22 protein-coding genes are annotated in these 19,991 nt (G+C 45.7%); 2 read left to right on the top strand and 20 right to left on the bottom strand.

Features of this window, described 5'->3' with window-relative positions; all coding sequences use genetic code 11:
* Positions 1 to 7: 7 nt before the first annotated feature.
* From MKX34_RS07475 to MKX34_RS07460, 4 genes are read right to left on the bottom strand one after another with little or no spacing between them, the layout of a single operon-like run.
* Positions 8 to 1,285: a glycoside hydrolase family 27 protein gene (locus tag MKX34_RS07475; RefSeq protein WP_076297837.1), complete on the bottom strand. Its 1,278-nt coding sequence runs from the start codon at positions 1,283 to 1,285 to the stop codon at positions 8 to 10.
* 31 nt (positions 1,286 to 1,316) lie between these two features.
* Positions 1,317 to 1,589: a DUF6171 family protein gene (locus MKX34_RS07470; protein WP_076106144.1), complete on the bottom strand. Its 273-nt coding sequence runs from the start codon at positions 1,587 to 1,589 to the stop codon at positions 1,317 to 1,319.
* Positions 1,590 to 1,593: 4 nt separating this feature from the next.
* Complete coding sequence (locus MKX34_RS07465; protein ID WP_076297821.1) at positions 1,594 to 3,069, bottom strand: alpha-N-arabinofuranosidase; 1,476 nt, start codon at positions 3,067 to 3,069, stop codon at positions 1,594 to 1,596.
* Positions 3,066 to 4,436 (bottom strand): arabinan endo-1,5-alpha-L-arabinosidase, encoded by a 1,371-nt coding sequence (locus tag MKX34_RS07460; RefSeq protein ID WP_076106139.1) that lies wholly within the window; start codon positions 4,434 to 4,436, stop codon positions 3,066 to 3,068. Before MKX34_RS07460 ends, MKX34_RS07465 begins: the two co-directional genes overlap by 4 nt.
* A 376-nt stretch (positions 4,437 to 4,812) precedes the next feature.
* On the opposite strand from MKX34_RS07460, the gene MKX34_RS07455 reads away from it, so the two are divergent.
* Both MKX34_RS07455 and MKX34_RS07450 read left to right on the top strand, forming a co-directional pair.
* Positions 4,813 to 5,769, top strand: a complete 957-nt coding sequence (locus tag MKX34_RS07455) for a winged helix-turn-helix transcriptional regulator (protein WP_036675692.1) — start codon at positions 4,813 to 4,815, stop codon at positions 5,767 to 5,769.
* A gap of 133 nt (positions 5,770 to 5,902) precedes the next feature.
* Positions 5,903 to 6,061 carry a hypothetical protein gene (locus tag MKX34_RS07450; protein WP_036675694.1) on the top strand — a complete coding sequence of 53 codons (159 nt, stop codon included), beginning with the start codon at positions 5,903 to 5,905 and terminating at the stop codon, positions 6,059 to 6,061.
* 737 nt (positions 6,062 to 6,798) lie between these two features.
* Here MKX34_RS07450 and MKX34_RS07445 read toward each other — a convergent pair.
* The 16 genes from MKX34_RS07445 to MKX34_RS07370 form a co-directional block, all read right to left on the bottom strand.
* Positions 6,799 to 7,569 (bottom strand): class I SAM-dependent methyltransferase, encoded by a 771-nt coding sequence (locus MKX34_RS07445; RefSeq protein WP_038569469.1) that lies wholly within the window; start codon positions 7,567 to 7,569, stop codon positions 6,799 to 6,801.
* Positions 7,570 to 7,625: 56 nt separating this feature from the next.
* A complete protein-coding gene (locus MKX34_RS07440) occupies positions 7,626 to 8,549 on the bottom strand; it encodes a S1-like domain-containing RNA-binding protein (protein ID WP_036675697.1) in 924 nt (307 codons plus the stop codon).
* Positions 8,546 to 8,893, bottom strand: coding sequence for a ribosome silencing factor (gene rsfS, locus MKX34_RS07435; protein ID WP_036675699.1), 348 nt, complete (start codon positions 8,891 to 8,893; stop codon positions 8,546 to 8,548). The genes MKX34_RS07440 and rsfS overlap by 4 nt, the downstream gene beginning before the upstream one ends.
* Positions 8,890 to 9,468: a bis(5'-nucleosyl)-tetraphosphatase (symmetrical) YqeK gene (gene yqeK / locus MKX34_RS07430; RefSeq protein WP_036675700.1), complete on the bottom strand. Its 579-nt coding sequence runs from the start codon at positions 9,466 to 9,468 to the stop codon at positions 8,890 to 8,892. The genes rsfS and yqeK overlap by 4 nt, the downstream gene beginning before the upstream one ends.
* Positions 9,440 to 10,042 (bottom strand): nicotinate-nucleotide adenylyltransferase, encoded by a 603-nt coding sequence (locus MKX34_RS07425; RefSeq protein WP_076297820.1) that lies wholly within the window; start codon positions 10,040 to 10,042, stop codon positions 9,440 to 9,442. Before MKX34_RS07425 ends, yqeK begins: the two co-directional genes overlap by 29 nt.
* Before the next feature lie 36 nt (positions 10,043 to 10,078).
* Positions 10,079 to 10,372 (bottom strand): ribosome assembly RNA-binding protein YhbY, encoded by a 294-nt coding sequence (yhbY, locus tag MKX34_RS07420; RefSeq protein ID WP_036675703.1) that lies wholly within the window; start codon positions 10,370 to 10,372, stop codon positions 10,079 to 10,081.
* 67 nt (positions 10,373 to 10,439) lie between these two features.
* Positions 10,440 to 11,312: a shikimate dehydrogenase gene (gene aroE / locus MKX34_RS07415; RefSeq protein WP_076297819.1), complete on the bottom strand. Its 873-nt coding sequence runs from the start codon at positions 11,310 to 11,312 to the stop codon at positions 10,440 to 10,442.
* 17 nt (positions 11,313 to 11,329) lie between these two features.
* Positions 11,330 to 12,457, bottom strand: a complete 1,128-nt coding sequence (gene yqeH, locus MKX34_RS07410; RefSeq protein ID WP_076104718.1) for a ribosome biogenesis GTPase YqeH — start codon at positions 12,455 to 12,457, stop codon at positions 11,330 to 11,332.
* 2 nt (positions 12,458 to 12,459) lie between these two features.
* Complete coding sequence (locus MKX34_RS07405) at positions 12,460 to 12,981, bottom strand: YqeG family HAD IIIA-type phosphatase (RefSeq protein ID WP_076104762.1); 522 nt, start codon at positions 12,979 to 12,981, stop codon at positions 12,460 to 12,462.
* Positions 12,982 to 13,068: 87 nt separating this feature from the next.
* Positions 13,069 to 15,309 (bottom strand): transglutaminase domain-containing protein, encoded by a 2,241-nt coding sequence (locus tag MKX34_RS07400; protein ID WP_076297818.1) that lies wholly within the window; start codon positions 15,307 to 15,309, stop codon positions 13,069 to 13,071.
* A 1-nt stretch (position 15,310) separates the two neighbouring features.
* Positions 15,311 to 16,555 (bottom strand): DUF58 domain-containing protein, encoded by a 1,245-nt coding sequence (locus tag MKX34_RS07395; RefSeq protein WP_076104720.1) that lies wholly within the window; start codon positions 16,553 to 16,555, stop codon positions 15,311 to 15,313.
* Position 16,556: 1 nt separating this feature from the next.
* Positions 16,557 to 17,513 (bottom strand): MoxR family ATPase, encoded by a 957-nt coding sequence (locus tag MKX34_RS07390; protein WP_038569465.1) that lies wholly within the window; start codon positions 17,511 to 17,513, stop codon positions 16,557 to 16,559.
* A 155-nt stretch (positions 17,514 to 17,668) separates the two neighbouring features.
* Entirely contained in the window at positions 17,669 to 18,019 is a 351-nt protein-coding gene (gene spoVAE / locus MKX34_RS07385) for a stage V sporulation protein AE (protein ID WP_036675923.1), read from the bottom strand.
* Between the two features lie 2 nt (positions 18,020 to 18,021).
* Positions 18,022 to 19,053, bottom strand: coding sequence for a stage V sporulation protein AD (gene spoVAD, locus MKX34_RS07380; protein ID WP_038569463.1), 1,032 nt, complete (start codon positions 19,051 to 19,053; stop codon positions 18,022 to 18,024).
* Complete coding sequence (gene spoVAC, locus MKX34_RS07375; RefSeq protein ID WP_036675716.1) at positions 19,050 to 19,553, bottom strand: stage V sporulation protein AC; 504 nt, start codon at positions 19,551 to 19,553, stop codon at positions 19,050 to 19,052. The genes spoVAD and spoVAC overlap by 4 nt, the downstream gene beginning before the upstream one ends.
* Positions 19,554 to 19,692: 139 nt before the next feature.
* Positions 19,693 to 19,869: a hypothetical protein gene (locus MKX34_RS07370; RefSeq protein ID WP_155288103.1), complete on the bottom strand. Its 177-nt coding sequence runs from the start codon at positions 19,867 to 19,869 to the stop codon at positions 19,693 to 19,695.
* Positions 19,870 to 19,991 lie beyond the last annotated feature (122 nt).

The following is a 19,991-nucleotide window of genomic DNA, read 5'->3' as shown; positions in this document are numbered from 1 at the left end:
CTCTCCTCTATTTAAACTTTAACAATACAGAACCATGCTGTGGAAGAGTTTGAGAAATACCTTCGTTAACTACTTCCAAATCGCGGCTCTGCCATAGATCACGTATAGTACTAGGAATTGAAACATTAAGCTGCTCGAATGATACCTGAAGCGTTAATGTTTCATCGCTAAGATTAAACAAAGCTACATAATGGTTACCTTGTTCATCCTCAGATGTCCAGATCGCATGCTCCTCATTTAGCGCTACCTGTCTGCCGCCTTTACCATAACGATGCAGATGAAGCACTTCCTTATTGGTCAATAAAGATAATGTCCAATCATCATTGTCCCGAAGTTCTCCTCCAAACATTAACGGGGAGCGGAAAATACTCCACAGTGTCATCATGGTGACCTGCTCGTCATGAGTAAACCGCGTGAACCGGTCTCCCCCGCCATCTACAGAACGAATGCCCAGATGACCTAACGGCAGCATGTCACAATCCGGCCAATGGCCCGGCTGAACATAAGGAGCCCATTTCTCACAGCGCTCAAACATCCCGCGCAGCAGATGCCAATGATCCCAGTAATCATCGGTCATTCTCCAAAGGTTAGCGTGTCCGGCTAAGTGTTCAGCCTCTTCCACTGGAGCAGGTCCAGGCGAAAGACTGAGCACCATCTCGCGACCACTGCGGTCAATAGCCTTACGGATCATAGCAACTTCTTCTTTGTGGTATCCATAAATGCGAGAAGCGGCAATATCATCCACTTTCACATAATCCACACCCCAACTGGCATACAACTGGAACAGCGAGTCATAATACGCCTGACTGCCTTGTTTTGAAGCATCTACTCCATACATGTCCGTATTCCATGGACAAATAGAATTTGGGTGAGCCACATCGCGTGCGGTTTGCTCAGATCCTAGAATAGCACTGGCCGCATGAGCAGCCTGACGCGGGATTCCGCGCATAATGTGTATGCCGAATTTCAAACCCAATCCATGTACATATTCAGCGAGTGGCGCAAACCCTTTGCCTCCCGCTGCGGAAGGAAACCGGTTCTCAGCAGGTTGAAGTCTGGAGTACTCATCCATAACCAGCGGTACAAAGTTGCGATACTGCGAAGAATTCGCTCCAGGCTCATACCACTGAATATCCACAACTACATATTCCCAACCAAAGTCCTTCAAATGGGTAGCCATATATTCTGCGTTGCCTCTTACTTCTTCTTCATTTACACTGGCTCCGTAACAGTCCCAACTATTCCAGCCCATCGGGGGCGTAGCAGCTAACAAATTTTGTTTGATGATTTTCACGTCCTTTTCAAAAACTTAGTATTCACTCCCAGCGAGGTGCCGAGGGATAAGGGCAAGTAGAGTCCTGTAGTCTTGTTCTCACCTCTACGAGGCAGCCACAATAACGGCAAGTGCTACCAAATTGCAGGCCAGAGCAATCTCGGCAATGTTCAATACGCTGCAAATATTGCTCCTCCGGCGCTAAGGGTCTTTCTCTAGTGGCTATTTCTATTAAACGCTCCAGTTTTTCTGGGCTTATTCTCATGTTCTCATCACAGCTTTTGCAGCGACGGTTTTTTTCTTGATTCTCTGACATGATATTATTCCAGAGTCAAGACTACTACAGAAGCAGGTGGAAGCTCGCAGCTCAGCTTTTCACCCGATAAAGATGCACCCTCAAAAGCTACTGGAGTAACTGTATCCGGTGCCTCAAACGTATTGTGCGCACCCAGCACGGAATGCGTTAAGATCTGACCTGTCACTTTGCTAAAGGTAACCTCTTCAATACCAATACTTAGCGATGCGCTGTCATTATGGCTCAAGTTACAGAGAGAAACATATACTTTGCCATTCGTATCGCGAGAAGCAGAAACGCTAATCTGTGGAATTGTTAGCTCCCCAAACGTATAATCAGGGCTCTCAACAGTTACTTCAAGCAGTTCATTATCCTGATGCTCTTTGTACATTTCAAATACATGATAGGTAGGTGTTAGAATCATCTTGTCGCCCTCCGTCAGGATAAGAGCCTGCAGTACATTGACCACTTGAGCCAAATTCGCCATTTGCACACGACTGCTATGCTTTTGGAAAATATTCAGCGTTACCCCTGCTACCAATGCATCTCTGAGTGTATTCTGCTGATACAGGAAACCCGGATTCGTACCAGGTTCATTTAAGAACCAGGTTCCCCACTCATCTATAATCATTCCAACCCGCTTATCCGGATCATATTTATCCATTACCGCTGAATGTTTGGTAATCAGTTCATCCATATGCAAGGTTTTTTGCATAGTCTCAAACCATTCGGCTTCGTCAAAACCTAAAGCGTAACGTTTCTCTTCCCAGCTTCCAGGAATCGTATACGAATGAAGACTGAGACCATCCATAAACCGTCCAGCTTCGCGCATTAGCACTTCTGTCCAATTATAATCATCAACGTTGGCGCCACCAGCGATTCTATAGATCTGATTTTCACCATAATTACGCACATATGTCTGGTAACGTCTGTACAAATCTGCATAATATTCTGGACGCATATTGCCGCCACAGCCCCAGTTCTCATTACCTACACCAAAATACTTCAACTTCCACGGCTCTTCACGCCCATTTTCACGACGCCAGTCCGCCATCGGTGATTCGCCTTCAAAGGTCATATATTCAACCCACTCTGACATCTCCTGAACAGTGCCACTGCCAACATTCCCGCAGATATATGGTTCACAATCCAGCAACTCACATAATTCAAAAAATTCATGCGTCCCAAAATGATTATTCTCGACGACACCGCCCCAGTGCGTATTCACCATCCGCTTACGGGTTTCTTTTGGACCGACGCCATCCTTCCAATGATACTCATCGGCAAAACAGCCCCCCGGCCAACGAAGGACAGGAATATTAACTTTTTTGAGTGCTGCTAGGATGTCGTTGCGAAAGCCCTTGGTGTTCGGAATCGGCGAATCTTCCCCCACATAGATCCCATCATAGATACATCTGCCCAAATGCTCGGCAAAATGACCATATAGATACTTGCTAATCATATTAATTCCTTTACCTGCATGTAGCTTGATAGTAGTCATCTATTCTCTTCTCCATTCTTTTGCTTACCCCAGATGGAAATTCCATTTTCATTTAATCCAGTAAATACAAGGGTCTGAGTTTCTTTCTCCCAATCCCATGACGGAAGCAATTGCACCTTCTCTATCCGGCCTTTACCCTCGACAACATCATTCCATACCAAGGTCAGAACTCTGCGTCCATCAAAAGACCAGCTTCCCTTTCCATTCGCACCTTCCAGCTTAAAGTCAGAGGATAGACTTATGAGGGCAGACTGAATCTGGCCATCCACTGAGGGGTCCATTACAATCCATTCCCACTGTCCTGCGATTAGCTGTTCTGGAATATCCTGTTCCACTTCACCCGCATACCGTTCTGGAGATACAACAGGCCAACCATACTCTGTCCACAGAATTCGACGAACCTGTAAATAGGACCAATGTTTATCGATTTCACCACGTGCATGATGAACTATATAATAGCTGCCATCCTCATGAAGAACTGAGTTATGGCCGGGAGCAATCCAACCTGGATCTTGTCCAAAGCGATAGCCACCCAGTATTTTATTGCCGACCTCATATCGGGGTTGATGCGCACTATCAGTCATATCTCGTCCGTTATAATCCACATATGGGCCGGTAATAGTATCTGCACGAGCGACACGAACGTTATAATCCTCAAACAGGGAGTCATAGGAGACGAACAAATAGTATTTTTTGAATTGCTCGTTATACACTATGTACGGTCCTTCAACTGCTCCATCTTTAATGGTGTTATCCCGTTTAGCGATCAGCGTACCAAAACCTTCTTGCTTCGGTTTGCCCGTTTCCGCATTCAGCTCAATGATATGAATTCCACCAAAAAAAGAACCATACACCATCCACATCCGTCCATCTGCATCCGTAAGCACATTTGCATCAATCGCATTCAGTGAATCTTCAGCACGCGTCTGAATCACCACACCTTCATCGGTCCAAGGTCCCTCAATAGAAGATGAAGTTTGAAGTCCGATTAGCGATTGTCTACTTCCAAAAGATGAGGCCGAGTAATACATTCGATACTGATCACCGTATTTCACCACATCGGGTGCCCATAAATTAGTAGCCCCTGCCCATTCCTTCGCAACTCGGGGAATTCCCGGCAGCGCATAATGAACCCATTCCCAATGGATAAGATCCTGTGATTTTCGAACCATTACGCCTGGACGTAATTCTCCTCCGACTCTTATGTCGGTAGAAAAAACATAGTAACCCTCATCTGTTTTAATAATGCCTGGATCATGTGTGTTGTGAAGCGTCCATAAAGACTCAATATCAATCACTGATAGATCATACATTGGCATGTTCCCTGGGGAACTTGGAAAGACAAGATCTGTTGTTTTTTTTACCATTAAATTATCACCTCAGAAATAGCAACAGATTGAGCAGCAATAAATATTAAATTTAAAATGAAAAAATATGTATTCGCTTACAATATAAAATAACATATATAAAAAGCCTTGTAAATATATTTCTATAAACCTTTTCATATTTATATGAAATTAAACTCGAAAAAAATGAATTATGGCGAAATAATCGTCTTTTTCTTTAGTTTAATCCTTTGTTTGTTTAAATTTTACTAAATTAAAAGAAAATCATGCCAAAAATCCCTCTTATATTTGACCATTCTACAAAATAAGGAAGTATACTTTATTTATATGCCTTATTAGTTTATAATTTTATAAAATAGTATAATTTATGACGTAATCGGAAGAAGGTATTGATAAAATGATCTATATTAAAGATTTAATGAGTGGATTAGAAATTTTCAAGGCACTAAGCTCAGAAATCAGAATCCTCATTTTAGAGCTCCTTGCCACCAATCAAGCCTTGAACCTGAATGAAATTGCCAAAAAACTGAACCTCAGCAACGGCGCCATTACCATGCATATTAAAAAGTTAGAAGAAAGCGGTCTCATTGAGATAAACACATCAGTGGGCAAACACGGTATTCAAAAGGTCTGCTATTTAAATAAGGACAAGCTTATTGTTGACCTTCGCAGCAAGGATGTTGATAATCTTTACGAAGTAGAAATTCAAGTAGGTCATTACAGCAACTATCAGGCTGTTCCAACTTGTGGACTGGCTACCAAAGATAGCATCATCGGGGATTTCGACGAGCCGCGTTATTTTGCAGATCCGCAGCGAATTGAATCCGAAATTATTTGGATGGCTGAAGGGTTCCTCGAATATAGAATTCCAAACTACCTTAAAGCCAACCAAACGTTCCGCGAAATTCAGTTCTCGATGGAGATCGGCTCTGAAGCTCCTGGGTCTAACGATAACTATCCGTCCGACCTTTATTTCTATTTAAATGGAATTGAAATCGGATTCTGGACTAGCCCTGGCGATTTCGGAGATACCCGGGGAACGTTTAACCCCGATTGGTGGCCTCCGCACCTAAACCAATACGGCATGCTGAAGCTGATCCGTATCAATAATGAAGGCAGCTTCATTGATGGCTGTCGGATTTCTGATGTGACCCTTGATGATATCCAATTGGATTACAAAAGTGAACTCACATTCCGTATCGCAGTAACCGACAAGCCTACAAACAAACGTGGACTCACGATTTACGGAAAACATTTCGGCAATTATAGCCAGGACCTACTGGCACGTGTGTTGTATGATGTACATGAAGTTGGAGAGGGCCTCCCTCGTAACGCTGTTATAATAGCAGAGTAACCAACCCTGATTTAAATAAAAAGACCCTAAATTCAGCTAACGCTGATTTAGGGTCTTTTTGAGCTTCGTATATTTTTTCGATATTGAACCATAATAACTTTGTCTCCCAAACCACCGAGAAGGAGTGTTTCGAATGCGTGAAGGTCTAATTCCCGCTGTTCTTGGAACCGTCGTAACCGCTTCTAGCGCCGCTTTTCTTGGAAGCAAGTATAAGATGGCAGCAACAGGCGTACTTGGATTTGGTCTGGCTCATGTCGTATTGGGTGCCATTGATCTGTTTGAGCATCGGTAAGGATTGGAAGATGCCGGGTGGTATGAACACTGCCCGGTTTATTTTGTATTTATTATGTTGGCGCAATTACAAGCTGCTCCAACGAATGAAGTCATAAAAACAGCGATTCTCCTGATATCGGAGAATCGCTGTTTATGTTTGGGTCGCTGGCTGGTTACTCCAACCTTGTCCCCATCATCTCACATGTATCTCACGTGGCTCACGGACCCAAATGACGTTATTTGCATATTTTTAGCCCTTGGAGCATGTTTTCGGACTCCAGTGACGCTATCCCTTGGAAAATGACCAATATTGGACGTTTTTCAAGCCAATAGCTGCAATGGAGTCCGATAGCACCCAAAATATTAGCAAATGCTGCGTATAAGGTCCGCTGGGTCCGATAGCTAGTACTAATACGGATATCTGATGGTAGTTGTGCATGTATGTGTGTTGGATAGTGAAAACCTACACGCATCCGTAAAGGGCGATGCATGAGCATTCGAGAGCGAGAACCTACACGCTTCCGCAAAGCGGCAGTATATGAGCTTTCGAGAGCGAGAACCCACACGCTCACGCCAGCGGTAATGCATGAGCATTCGATAGCGGAAACACACTTGTTTCCGGCAGCGTCAACCTAGGTGCTTCCAACAGCAGTATTCCACTCGCTTCCGCCAGCAATCAGCTAAGGTCAAAAAAGGGGCTGTCCCAGCAGCTATTTTCATAGCTTATGGGACAGCCCCTCTTAGCATTTTGAATATTTATTTTATAGCTACATAAAATAATCGTTCAGCATCATCTTCTGCCTCTACCCACTCGAAATCGGCATAGATCTTCACATCACTAAACCCAGCCTTAAGCAGCTCTTCCTTCATCCAGTTAGGATCGTAGGCACGCTGAATATGGGTCTCTTCGAATCGGCGATAGCGATCGCTGTGTCCGTCTTCACGGGCAAAAATGGACAGATGATGTTCAATTTCGCGGCGTGGAACATCCATCTCACAAGTCCAAATATAAGACACAGATGGCTCGTCCAGAATAAAGGGCTGTTCTTCTTCATAACGAATTAGTGTGTTTGGATGATGCACATCGAACAGAAAGGTTCCGCCTTGCTTTAACCCTGCATAGGTACTGGCAAAAACAGCGCTGATGTCATCCTCTTCCAACACATAATTCAGACAATCACAAAAGGAAATCACAGAATCCACCAGCTCCGGAAGCTCCCATTCCTTCATGTTTTGTCTAATCCAACGAACACTGCCTTCACGCAAAAAGCGCCGTCCCTGGGGATGCTCCTCCATTTTGCGCTGTGCCACTGAGAGCATGTCAGAAGATAAATCGATTCCGGTCATATGATATCCTGAACCCGCCAAAGGAATTGTAATACTCCCTGTACCACAGCCAAGCTCGGCTACAGTTAACGGCTTGCCGTATTTACTCCATGCGGCTTCAGCAAAGGATATCCAATCTGGATACGGCATATCTGCCATAAGCTCATCGTATACATAAGCAAATTTCCCATAGGAAGACACAATTACACCGCTTTCTATAACAACATTTTATAAATTACGTCTATTGAATCGTAAGCTTAATCCGTCGTTTCTTCTTGCCCTTCGGTTGTTCCTTCTTCATTATCCTTAGCAACAAGATAAGTCCAATTCTCTTTTTGAGTAATATGGCCTTCCTTCATCAGCTTCCCAAGTGCACGCTTGAAGGCGGATTTACTGATTCCGAACCGTTGTTTGATAATATCTGGCGGCGTAGCATCCGAATAAGGCATCGCTCCACCTGGACGAGCATTTAAGAACTCCAAAAGTGCGGCAGAATCTACATCCATCCCCACTTCTTTACGGAGACCCATAGAAAGGTTAACACGTCCATCCTCACGGATATGAGAGACACGTGCTTCAAACTGCTCACCAAGACGCAGCAGACGGCTCCGCTCAGATGAATGGACCATACCGATAATCCCAAAGCCTAGAACACCCGCATCCACAAGTACAAAAGTACCCATTTGCAGCGGCTTATACACTCGGGCTGTTACAGTCTGTCCCATCCAAGATTCAGGTGCAGGCAGAGCTAGTGGAGCAAGCTCCTGTTCTCCGGCCAGCTTGGCACGCAGACGCCCCTGTTTATCATGCTCCATGATCGCAAACACATAGTCTCCAACCTGCGGACGCAGCTCTGGAAGTTCTGGAAGCTCACGAATAGGCAGCAGCAGCTGGCGTCCAAGGCCCATTTCCAAAAAGCAGCCCAGACGCGGATGAATATCAGCCACTTCTAATAACGCCATCTCGCCCAGCGTCAGAAATGGTTTTTTCATCGTTGCCGCAAGACGGTCCTCGGTATCAAAGAAAATGAAAACTTCAACTTTATCACCGGCTTTTACCTTCTCTGTCAGCTCCGTATAATGCAGCATAACATCTTGGTCTCCAGCATTTAAAAAGAATCCGTATGGGGAAACTTCCCGCTCTACATGAAGTGTAACCGTAGTTCCTGCAATCAGGCTCATACAGTCTCCACAACCTTGGCATCGGACCACAGACGCTCGATATTGTAATATTCACGCTCATCGCGGTGGAATATATGAACGATAACATCGCCAAGATCCATCAGCACCCAGCGTGCTGAATCCATGCCTTCAATCCCTTTGATGACTCCGCCTGCTTCATGAACTACTTTACGGACTTCGGTAGCGATCGCCTGTACCTGAATATCCGAGTTACCGTGACATACGATAAAGTAATCACTGATTGGTGAAACATTACGTAGATCTAGTGCCACGACGTTCATTGCTTTTTTATCTTCAACAGCCTTAAGGGCCAGTTCTAACAGCTTGCTTGGTTGTACACTCATATTTTATCCTCCAATATTCTAACTAAATCATTACGCGCCAGTACCGTTAAGGGGAAAATCACCCGGCGTTTCTCCAGTAACAAACTAATCGTAGAATCGAACCCAGCGACTAATCCTTCTTCCAAACTTACTTGTGCCTTCTCGCGTATCTTATCAACCCCGGGAAAATCACGCCCAGGCTCGATGTAGTCAGCTAGGCAGACGATTTTTTCAAGTAAACTCATGTCTTCACGGCCTGAGGTATGGAAACGAATCGCATTGATAATATCAGGATCCGTAATCCCATAGTCTTTCTCAGCTACAAAGGCGCCTACTTCCGAATGCCACATCTGCTTGTCATACACCAGAAGATCCAAATTCAATTGATTTTGTTCAATGATCTCCTTCATTCGCTCAACCGGCCAATACTTGGCCACATCATGCAGAATCGCTGCTGTCTCTGCACGTTCAGGGTCAGCACCATATTGCTTCGCCAGTTGAATAGATGTCTCCATCACGCCGAGTGTATGCTTCCAGCGCTTATCAGGCATCTGTGTGGAGACCGCCTCAATCAGCGCTTCGCGGCCGTATGCCATACAATCCACTCCTTTGAACATAATCGAACACTGCCTCTGGAACCATATAACGAATAGATTTACCTGCTGCCGCCCGTTCTCTTAACATCGTTGACGAAATATCAACCAGTGGCATATCTGCAAGCAATACCTTTTTTGCTATAAAGTCTGGCAATGCATCTAGATCAAGAGGTGTTCCCGGACGACCCACACCAATAAATGTAAGCTGCTGCACCAGTTCTTCAATCTCGTTCCATTTCGGCAAATACTGGACCATATCCGCTCCAATGATGAAATAAAGATCGAAATGCGGATACTCCTCTTGCAGACGTCTTATGGTCTCATAGGTATAGGAGACGCCACCTCTGACAACTTCCCAATCTAATGTGCAAAAAGCTTCGTGATTCTTCACCGCTTCCTGCACCATTGCTAGCCGGTCTTCTCCAGATACACCTGCCTCATGTTTATGAGGCGGGATATGTGAAGGCATAAACCATACCTCTTGCAGACCATAAGTATCTCTTGCGGCTTCCGCTGCCATCATATGACCGATATGAAGAGGATCAAAGGTACCTCCCATAATTCCAACTTTCAAGAGGACGACCTCCTCGGTAAGGTATACTTACAGCTATTAACGCGGCAGCTCAATGGTTTTATTATCACGTGATTCTTTGTATAGAACGACAGTCTTACCGATCACTTGCACAAGCTCAGAACCCGATTGTTCAGCCAGAGCAGCACCGATTTCCTTGGGATTCTCAATATTATTGCTCAGTATACTAATCTTCATAAGCTCGCGCTTCTCAATAGCTTCTTCAATATGGCGTACGAGGTGATCGTTTACTCCACCTTTGCCCACTTGAAAAATAGGATCGAGATGGTGCGCCAATGAACGAAGATACCGTGTTTGTTTACCAGTTAACATAAATGAATAACTCCTTAATTAACATATATTATTACCTATTATTACCCTAACTTAATGAATCCATTTCTTACTCATTTCCACCCAAACAATCCAGAATGGTCTGCCGCATGATTTCCGTAGGAGCAGGCTGCCCTGTCCAATACTCCAGAGCATAAGCTCCCTGATAGACAAACATACCAAGACCTCCATGAATCATGCAGCCCCGTTCGAGTCCTTCCAACAATAGCCGCGTGCGCAGCGGATTATAAATCAGATCGCTTACGACCATTCCTTCACGAAGCAGTCCAGGATCTATCGGTGTCTCATCCATATGAGGATACATACCTACGGAGGTAGTATTGATCAGCACGTCTACACCACTTAGCATTTCTGCTACTTCGTTCATGCTAATCCCGATGACATTCCCTTTGCTCCGGCACTGTGTCGCCAAGTCCTCTGCCTTCTCAGCGCTGCGATTAGCAATAATGATTGAAGAAGGTTTCTCTTGAAGTAGTGCGGCAACAATTCCTCTTGCTGCTCCACCGGCCCCGATAACCATAATCTTCGCACCAGACAAATCAGAAATAGCTTCCGCTTTGAGCGAACGCACATAACCGATTCCATCCGTATTATATCCGGTGAGCACTCCGTTATCATTAACAATCGTATTGACTGCACCAACGGCTACTGCACTCTCATCTAATACATCCAAATACTCCATCACCGCAACCTTATGCGGAATCGTCACATTCACTCCACGGAAACCAAGCGTACGGATCGCTTGCACCGCATCGCCCAGCTTCTCCGGGTGGATATGAAGCGGTACATAAGCACCCGGAATTCCCAGCGCTCGCAGCGCTGCTTCATGCATAATTGGAGATTTGGATTGTATAATAGGATCTCCCATTACACCGAGTAGAATATTACCGCTATTGTAGCCTTCGACTGCTGTTGTAGACAATAGATTATCCTCCCTCGTTAAATCATCGAAGGGCGGGTAAGCACCTTCACCCCACGCGGAACGTGAATGGCCACAACTGCACCTTCAGTTCCATTAACCTTAATCCAGCCCAGACCCGAAATGTACAGATCGGTTCGGCTGCCCCGATTAATCCGGAACTCATGCCGCTGCCAAGGTGGCAGCTTGTCCATCCGGTCACTTCCCGGTGGAGACAGCATTTCACCGCGATGATCCTGATAGAGGGAATCTGCGCGTTCCAGCTTCGTGCGATGGATTTTTAAAGTACCACTAATAAAGCAAGTGAAGGATTGATGCGGGCCTTGTACGAAATCAAAACGTCCCAATCCACCGAAGAAAAGAGTCTGTCCTTCGTTCAACTGATAGACTGTTGGCTTCAAAGGATTGGCAGGCATAACTGCATCCAGATCCTGACGCTCTACTAATTCACTATAACGCCAAGGATACACAATCCCTGGAGTATCTATAATGTAGTGGCCATCATCCAATGGAATTTTGACCGTATCGAGTGTTGTGCCAGGGTAACGTGAAGTCGTTAACTCCTGCTCCAAATCGCTATAGTCCGAAATCAGACGATTAATAAGTGTGGATTTGCCCACATTGGTAGCACCCACGACATATACGTCACGTTGGCCGCGCAACTCCGTTACGGCTTCCAGCAAACGGTCAAAACCTTGATTGCGTTTCGCACTGCAAAGTACGATTTCAGCCGTCCGCAAGCCTTCCTCTTTACAGCGCTGCTGCATCCAGTTACGCAACTTGTTCCAGTTTGTAACTTTCGGCAGCAAGTCACATTTATTCACTGCAAGAATAACAGGGTTATTGCCAACAAAGCGCTGCAGGCCGGAAATCAGACTGCCTTCAAAATCGAAGATATCGACAATATGAATAACAAGCGCATTCTTCTCTCCTACTCCACTCAGCAGGCGAAGAAATTCATCCTGATTCACCGAAACAGATGAAGCCTCATTATAATTTTTAATCCGGAAACAGCGTTGGCAAATCACCGGGTCCCGTTCAAGTGCAACCTCCGGAAGGTATCCTGGTTGATCCTTATGCTCCGTCTGAAGCTTGATGCCGCAACCGCTGCACTTCTCAGGACGCTGTGTTTCGCTTTGTTCGTTCATTACTATTTTTCCTCCTCGTGCCACAATCCTTTTTTGCGAAGCCGTGTCAGAGCAACCCGCTCTACCCGGCGATTAAACCTTGTGCCGAACCCCTCATCCTTGACGGAGATTGGCAGTACCAAAACAGTATACAGGCCAAGGCGATTGCCGCCGTATACATCTGTAAGCATTTGATCTCCCACCACAATCGTTTGTTCAGGTGGCAGCTCCATCTGCTTCATCGCTTTGAGAAAAGGAGCATTACTCGGTTTACGAGCCTGGTGCACAAATTCAATATTAAGCGGTGTTGCAAAGCGTGACACCCGTTCCATGTTATTGTTAGATACGATGATGAGCTTAAAGCCCAGTTCCTTCACATTTTCGAACCATAACAACAGCTCCGGAGTAGCCACAGGCGCTTTGGCACCGACCAGTGTGTTATCCAGATCCGTGATGATTCCGCGATATCCCTGTCTATACAGCTCGTCCAGAGCAATATCGAATACCGTATTCACCCGGAGTTTGGGAACTAACATTTCAAACAATACGTTCACCTCGATTTCATACAAAAAACTATAACATACTCCTTGCGCATCGCAAATAAATCTGTATCTATGCTTTCACGCAAAGTGTTATTTCTTGGATCTCATTTTTCTCCGCACCCACAAAGCTTCAGTATACACGCTCTGCCAGTCTTTGTCTTCAATAACCTCAGGGCTATATTTCGCCTTTTCGAACATTGCTAGTAGTGAGGATAGATGATCAGCCACTGCCGGACGTTCTCCACTCCAGCGATCTACGGCTTCACGCAAAGTTTCGTGCTCTTCTTTTAGCATTCCCTTGCGGTGCAAATACCTTACCCAACGCTCAGTTTCCGCCACTACTTTCTGATCTGGCGTTAAAGGCCGGCCATTGCGCAGCTGCTGCATGAAGAAGCGAAGCTTAAAGCGTCTATGCCAAACTATAAAAATCGTCCAGGACAGCAACACCGCTACAGCTGCCACAACAACCCAAAGACCTACATGAAACCCTTGATCTTCTTGTGCGTTATTCACAGGCGCTGGTGTAGGTTCTGCCTGTTCTTCTTGATCTTCTGACTCGACCTCAGGGGTTTGCTCATTCTGAGTTAAAAGCGGAATATTAAATCCAGGTGTAGCTTCAACTGGAATCCAACCATAATCACCAAAGTAAACCTCAGCCCAAGAGTGGGAATCCGCATTGGTAATTGTATAATTATTATTCACTGTGCCTGATTGCTGTTGTGCCGGATTCATTGGGATTTCTGGCTGTTCCCCAGGTGCGTACCCCTTAACCCATCGTGCAGGGATGTTCAGAGAGCGCGCCATAGTAACCAGTGCCGTAGAATAATAATCACAGTAACCTTCCTTTAACTCAAACAAAAACCCTTCTACAAAATCGTTGCTTGTGACACGTGATATATCTGGATTATTGGTATATGGAAAGGTTTGTTGTAAGTATTGTTGCAAAAGCGCTGTTTTTTCATACGGCGTTTTTCCTTCAGCCGTGATTTCCTCAGCCAGCTCCCTGACTCTTTTAGGAAAATCGTTAGGCAGTTGAAGAAACATTTTCTCCAAATCGTTCCCTTTATATAGCTCCTCATACGTCTTTGTTGTCAATTCTTGAACAGGAATTACAGGAACCTCAGACGTCACCTCAAAGGTAGACGGATAAGCGAGTTTCTTCCCATCCACATCCCAGATCAGCTCGCTGTCCCGGCTTCTCCAGGAGAGTCCATTTCCAGCTTTTTCCCCATTTAAAGAATCCACCGAAGATACTGAATAAGTGCCAAACAGCACAGGAAATTCATTATTATTAAGCACGGTTACTGTTTGTTTCAGTGTTCGTGTATTCACTTTAGAACCCACACTGCTCTCTAAAGATTCACCTACATCCACCGCTTCTAGAGGTCCCCGATTTAACCGATCTCTATCGACCCAGCCTCTTCCGGAATATAATCTGCGCGTTTCTCCCCGCATATAAATACGCAAATCAGAAACCACTGTCATCACCGGTGTATAATCGAAGGTAAAGCCGCCGCCTAGTTGATCATCATTCAGACTGTAACCTGACGAAGTATTGTTAGTAGGGGAGACAGAACCCATCTCAGATTTCGTGGTCCCAACTGTGCCCTTCCCAGAAGACTTCCCAATCCCATTCCATTCTTGCCAAGCGGTATAAGGATCGGTTAGGGTAGGCCTTACCCCAGGCATATTCACTCCAATTAGGATGACCAAAGAGAAGACGATGGCAATATTAATGACAATTTTCGTGGGATATTTCAGCAGATGCACCCAACCACGCGGATAATGTAGCTGGAAGCTTCTCAGATGATGGCTGACCAGCCAGCCCATCCCCGCAAATACCGTCCAGGCTACTTCCTGCCACAAAACGATAGATGTAAAGGAATCCAAGGCTTCAAAAGCCACTATGTTCATTCCTATAAACCATAAAATACGTCTTTTTGAGGATGCCCACCAAGACGACAACAGCAGCAGGGCTGAGGCCCCGAGAGCAAACCAGATATAGGGCACCATATGAACTGCAATATCCTGCAGTCTGTCCGGGAGGGTTGTTGCCCAAGGATCAGCGACGTATATACCATAATTGATAAGTATACGATAAACGATATAAATAATAGCTGCCGCTTCAATAAAGAGCCTTATCTGAACTTTTACAGGAATTATGATTTCAATCACGGTGATCGTTATTAATGCAGCCCACACAACAGCAGTTGTCTGTCTTAACCAGATAGGCTCCGTATAAGAGACCCACTGGTGGGCTATAATCAAAAGCCACAATAGACCTAAAGAACGGTGCCAGGAGAATTTCATCTGATTCCACCAGTTTCTCATATCAGACTTCCCCTCCTAATACTATGGGAAGCTCTTGCAGTGAGCTAATGCTGTAGCCTGTAATCCCCCGTGATCTTAGAACGTCTGTCCAATCTGTGCTGCTATTCGTTTCTGATAAATTCCCTATATGAATGTGCGACGGAGTCATCCCTCTGCTGTCAGCCCAACGTAGTGCATCCAGTACAGGCTGCCCACGTTGAGGACTAATTAGCACGAAGTATGAGCCTTTAGGGAACATACGGTAACCTTTTTCCAAACGGGAAATGAGTGGACCGTGCCCTTCGGCGTTAAGATCGATCAAATATTGAATCATTTTCTGACGCTCAGCAGCACCTTCAACAGGTGCAAATACCTTCGTGGTTTTATCCAAGCAGCAAAGACCGATCCCAATTCGCTCTCGAATGCCGAATCCAAGTAGTGAGGCTGCGACGGAGACTGCGAGTTCAAATTGATTCGAATTCATATAAGCAGAAGCAGAGCCGTCCAGAACTAGAATGGTTTTGGGAATCGACTCATGCTCGAACTCTTTGGACTTCCACGAGCCTGTCTTTGCCGTTGCATTCCAATGAATACGTGTTAAGCGGTCGCCATATACATAATCACGTACACCGTTAATTTGGGTAGTCTCACGACGGGATTGAACTACAGAGGTCTGTGGTCCAGAAAGACGGGATTTTCTTTCATATAACTGCCAGCGCGGAACATAGATTGCACGAGGCAACACCTGAAACTGTCCTTCAGCCAAAAAAGTACCTTTATGCTCGACAAGGCCGAAAATATCTTGGCTGATGATATCCGTATCTGAAAATGTATAAGTGCCCCGTTCCAGAACTGGTGTCTGAAACCGCAGTTCCCCAAGTCCTCTGAGGCTGGGAATCAGACTTTCCTCAAATACCCATGATTCGCCATTATGCCGTTTCAGAACTTCCCTTACAACTACATAAGGTAAAGGCAAAATCCCCGGGATTGTGACCTTCAGACCTACACGAAGATACCCACCGGCAGAGAGCAAATCTCCCTTATCCTGTTCGGCATAAAAACTGCGAACACCCTTAGCCCGCCGAACGCCTCCCAAACCTCCAGCAATCAGATATGCAATAAGTACAGAGACCATAATAAACAACATAAATGCAGTTTTACCGCCCTGAAATAGTACATATAAGAGAGTAATACTCCAAATTACAAGGATGCTGGCGAATTTAGTAGGCTGAATGCGAGCTGCCACCGTAGACAAATAACGTCTCATATTATTGCCTCATCGTAACAGGCACATGAATGCTCTGCAGAAGCTTTTGAAGCAGTGAATCTACGCTAACATTATCTAGGCGCGACTCTGGACGCAGCAATATACGATGACCCAAGGCAAATGGAGTAAGCACCTTTACGTCATCTGGAAGCACATAATCTCTTCCCTGTAAGAAAGCATAAGCTTTACAAGCCAGCATAAACGATAACGAAGCTCGTGGACTTGCACCGAGCAATACAAGCGGATGCTCTCTTGTCTGGCGCACAATATCTAACAAATAATTCAGTACAGGATCACTCATATAAATCTCACGAATCTCCTCCTGAATACTAGCGATCTGCTCCATACTAGTGACGGCTGTAAGCCTGTCCACTGGTTGACCTTCTTGGTGGCTCAGCAATAGATTTTTTTCGGTTGCTGCATCAGGATAACCAAGACTAATTCTTAGCATAAACCGATCCAACTGAGCTTCCGGCAACGTGTAGGTTCCCTCAAAATCTATCGGATTCTGGGTGGCGCACAACATAAATGGATGCGGCAGCGGATAGGTCTCCCCATCTACGGTTACATTTCGTTCCTCCATCACTTCCAGAAGGGCGGATTGTGTCTTTGTGGTGGCTCGGTTAATTTCATCGGCCAGCAGGATATTCGTCATCACTGGACCTGGGCGGAAATGAAACATCTCGTCCCTCGGATGATACACAGATACACCGGTAATATCACTCGGAAGAATATCAGGATTACATTGTATCCGGCGATACTCTCCGGACATTGATCTGGAAAGTGCGCGAATAAGCTGGGTCTTTCCTGTTCCCGGTACATCCTCGATCAGAACATGACCACCGGCAAGCAGCGCTGTTAGCAGCAATTGTATTTCAAATGATTTTCCAAGTATGCAGGATTCTAGATTATTACGGACAGCATTCATGATGTGCATTGATTCTTGACGAACGGGCATATATGATCCTCCTAGGTCAGAATAAGCAGTAATATTTATATTTTACATGATTAGGGGACCCAAAGTACATTGTTGAAGCTTACGAAGTGTAAACAAACCAAAAACCCGCAGGACACAATGTCCCGCAGGTTCTAATCTAAAGCGCTAGAATCCCATTATCCTTTAGGCCGGACAACCAATGCAGCCAGGAAAGAGAACACAATCGCTGACGAAATCCCTGCGCTCGTGATATCAAAAATCCCTGTAACTACACCGATCCAGCCATCCCGTTCCAGCTCTGTCAATGCCCCATGGACCAAAGAGTTACCGAAGCTTGTGATTGGAATGGTTGCGCCTGCACCCGCAAATTTCACAAGTGGATCGTAGATGCCAAAAGCATCAGCAATCGCTCCGGCTACAACTAATGTACTCATCGTATGTGCAGGTGTCAGCTTCAATACATCAAACATCAGCTGGCCTATAACGCAAATGGCTCCTCCGATCAGAAAAGCCCATAAGTAAATCATCATTAAACTTCACCTCCACTTTCTATAGCAACAGCATGAGCCACACACGGAATGCTCTCTCCCTGCTGGTATGACAATGGGGATAATAAGGCTCCAGTTGCCACAATCAGCACCCGTTTAAGCTCACCTTTTTTAATACGCTTGAGTATATGACCATAAGTCACTACCGCGGAACATCCGCAACCACTTCCTCCGGCGATCACATACTTCTGTTTCTCCAAATCGTAGATAAGCAAACCGCAATCATCAAAGGTTGTTTGCTCCATTGGAATCCCTTCTTTAGCTAATAAGGTTTTCGCAATGGGCAAGCCTACAGATGCAAGATCGCCTGTTACAATTAAGTCATAATGCCCGGGGGATAGTCCGGTATCCCGAAAATGCGCAGTGATCGTATCCGCCGCCGCCGGTGCCATCGCTGTTCCCATATTAAAAGGATCTGTCAAACCGAGATCCATTATTCGTCCAAGGGTAGCCGAGACCACTACCGGATTGTTGCCAGTCCCATCATTCTGACCTACTACAGCACAGCCCGAGCCTGTGACCGTATATTGCGCTGTTGGCGGCTTCTGTGAACCGTATTCGGTAGGATAACGGAATTGCTTTTCCACCGTACAGTTATGGCTAGATGTTCCCGCGAGCACGTATTTGCTCCCTCCGGAATCAACGATCATAGAGGCAATCGCCAGGCTCTCCATGGAAGTGGAGCAAGCACCAAAGACTCCAAGATAAGGCACACCTAATTTTCTTGCCGCGAAGGAGCTGCTGATAATCTGGTTCATCAAATCTCCGCCAACAAAAAACTCCAGCTTCTCCTTATCGAGGTTTGCATTAATCAGTGCCAGTAGGGAAGCTTTTTCGAAAAGAGCCCGCTCGGCCTTTTCCCATGTTTTTTCTCCCATTTCCAGGGAGTCAAATATAAAATCAAAATCTGACGTTAATGGACCCTCTCCCTCTTCAGGCCCCACTACAGCGGAAGAGCCTAAAATAACGGGACGGCTCGTGAACTCCCAAGTCTGACTGCCAAGCTGTTTCATGTATGTGCACCTCCACCTACGCCTAAAAAGAGATAGACGATACCAATTATGAAAGCAGCGACAGCACCAAATACGATGACTGAACCCGCCAGCTTGAACATATTGCCACCCACACCGAGCACAAGTCCTTCCGCACGGTGTTCCAGAGCTGCTGAACACATACTGTTCGCAAAACCAGTAACCGGAACCGCAGTTCCTGCACCGGCCCATTGGGCCATTTTGTCATAAACGCCAAAGCTGGTCAGAATTACAGAGAGTAGAATCATCGTCGCTACAGTTGGACTTGCGGCTTCTTTGGAGGTCATATCGAATATGGCCATATAAGCCTCCTGAATCCCTTGTCCAATTACACAGATTAGGCCGCCAGCAAGAAATGCTCGCACACAGTTTTTGAATACGGGCCTAGCGGGTACAAAGGGCTTGGACAATTTCTCGTAATCTTGCGGGGTCAGGGTATCAAGCTTCAGCTTGACACCCGATTTTTTCGTTTTCGCCGGCATTGAGAGCACCTCCTGAAAGTTAGGCGAAGGGGGCTGACAAGCATCATAGTAGTACTCACTTTGAGCCCCTCAAGTTGTTTCTTCGCTTAGAAGTTTTCCTTATTGTTTGCCATACCCCGCTTCGTTATGTCCCTCCAATTCAGGAAAAATACAGTAACACAACTATCAGCAGCAGGAACAGCACAAGAATAAGCACCGCTTCCTTTTCCAGAGAGTTGTGGCGCCAGTAACGTCTGCGCGCTCCGCTAACCTTTAGGTTTCTTTTGGAGTATCCTCCCTGCACCCTTCTTTTGGGTACACTACCTGCTACCCTCATTTCCTTCGCATCCTTTCTAAAGCTCCTGCCACCAGAGCCCCTATTGCATTGTATTCGCGGAGCGTTCACCGGGTGTTCATTTGTCTCTTTAGCATGGACAAGTGAGCTCACAATGTTCATAC

The organism is Paenibacillus sp. FSL R5-0636, assembly GCF_037974255.1.
Taxonomy (GTDB): Bacteria; Bacillota; Bacilli; order Paenibacillales; family Paenibacillaceae; genus Paenibacillus_AQ; species Paenibacillus_AQ odorifer.
The sequence above is the reverse complement of the archived record's forward strand: the minus strand, read 5'-3'. Positions and strand labels throughout refer to the sequence as shown.

Coding starts and splice junctions, on each gene's coding strand:
- MKX34_RS07470 (WP_076106144.1), bottom strand. CDS start 1,589: ATGTCAGAGAATCAAGAAAAAAACCGTCGCTGCAAAAGCTGTGATGAG.
- MKX34_RS07465 (WP_076297821.1), bottom strand. CDS start 3,069: ATGACTACTATCAAGCTACATGCAGGTAAAGGAATTAATATGATTAGC.
- MKX34_RS07460 (WP_076106139.1), bottom strand. CDS start 4,436: ATGGTAAAAAAAACAACAGATCTTGTCTTTCCAAGTTCCCCAGGGAAC.
- MKX34_RS07455 (WP_036675692.1), top strand. CDS start 4,813: ATGATCTATATTAAAGATTTAATGAGTGGATTAGAAATTTTCAAGGCA.
- MKX34_RS07450 (WP_036675694.1), top strand. CDS start 5,903: ATGCGTGAAGGTCTAATTCCCGCTGTTCTTGGAACCGTCGTAACCGCT.
- MKX34_RS07440 (WP_036675697.1), bottom strand. CDS start 8,549: ATGAGCCTGATTGCAGGAACTACGGTTACACTTCATGTAGAGCGGGAA.
- rsfS (WP_036675699.1), bottom strand. CDS start 8,893: ATGAGTGTACAACCAAGCAAGCTGTTAGAACTGGCCCTTAAGGCTGTT.
- yqeK (WP_036675700.1), bottom strand. CDS start 9,468: ATGGCATACGGCCGCGAAGCGCTGATTGAGGCGGTCTCCACACAGATG.
- yhbY (WP_036675703.1), bottom strand. CDS start 10,372: ATGTTAACTGGTAAACAAACACGGTATCTTCGTTCATTGGCGCACCAT.
- yqeH (WP_076104718.1), bottom strand. CDS start 12,457: ATGAACGAACAAAGCGAAACACAGCGTCCTGAGAAGTGCAGCGGTTGC.
- MKX34_RS07400 (WP_076297818.1), bottom strand. CDS start 15,309: ATGAGAAACTGGTGGAATCAGATGAAATTCTCCTGGCACCGTTCTTTA.
- MKX34_RS07395 (WP_076104720.1), bottom strand. CDS start 16,555: ATGAGACGTTATTTGTCTACGGTGGCAGCTCGCATTCAGCCTACTAAA.
- MKX34_RS07390 (WP_038569465.1), bottom strand. CDS start 17,513: ATGCCCGTTCGTCAAGAATCAATGCACATCATGAATGCTGTCCGTAAT.
- spoVAE (WP_036675923.1), bottom strand. CDS start 18,019: ATGATTTACTTATGGGCTTTTCTGATCGGAGGAGCCATTTGCGTTATA.
- spoVAD (WP_038569463.1), bottom strand. CDS start 19,053: ATGAAACAGCTTGGCAGTCAGACTTGGGAGTTCACGAGCCGTCCCGTT.
- spoVAC (WP_036675716.1), bottom strand. CDS start 19,553: ATGCCGGCGAAAACGAAAAAATCGGGTGTCAAGCTGAAGCTTGATACC.
- MKX34_RS07370 (WP_155288103.1), bottom strand. CDS start 19,869: ATGAGGGTAGCAGGTAGTGTACCCAAAAGAAGGGTGCAGGGAGGATAC.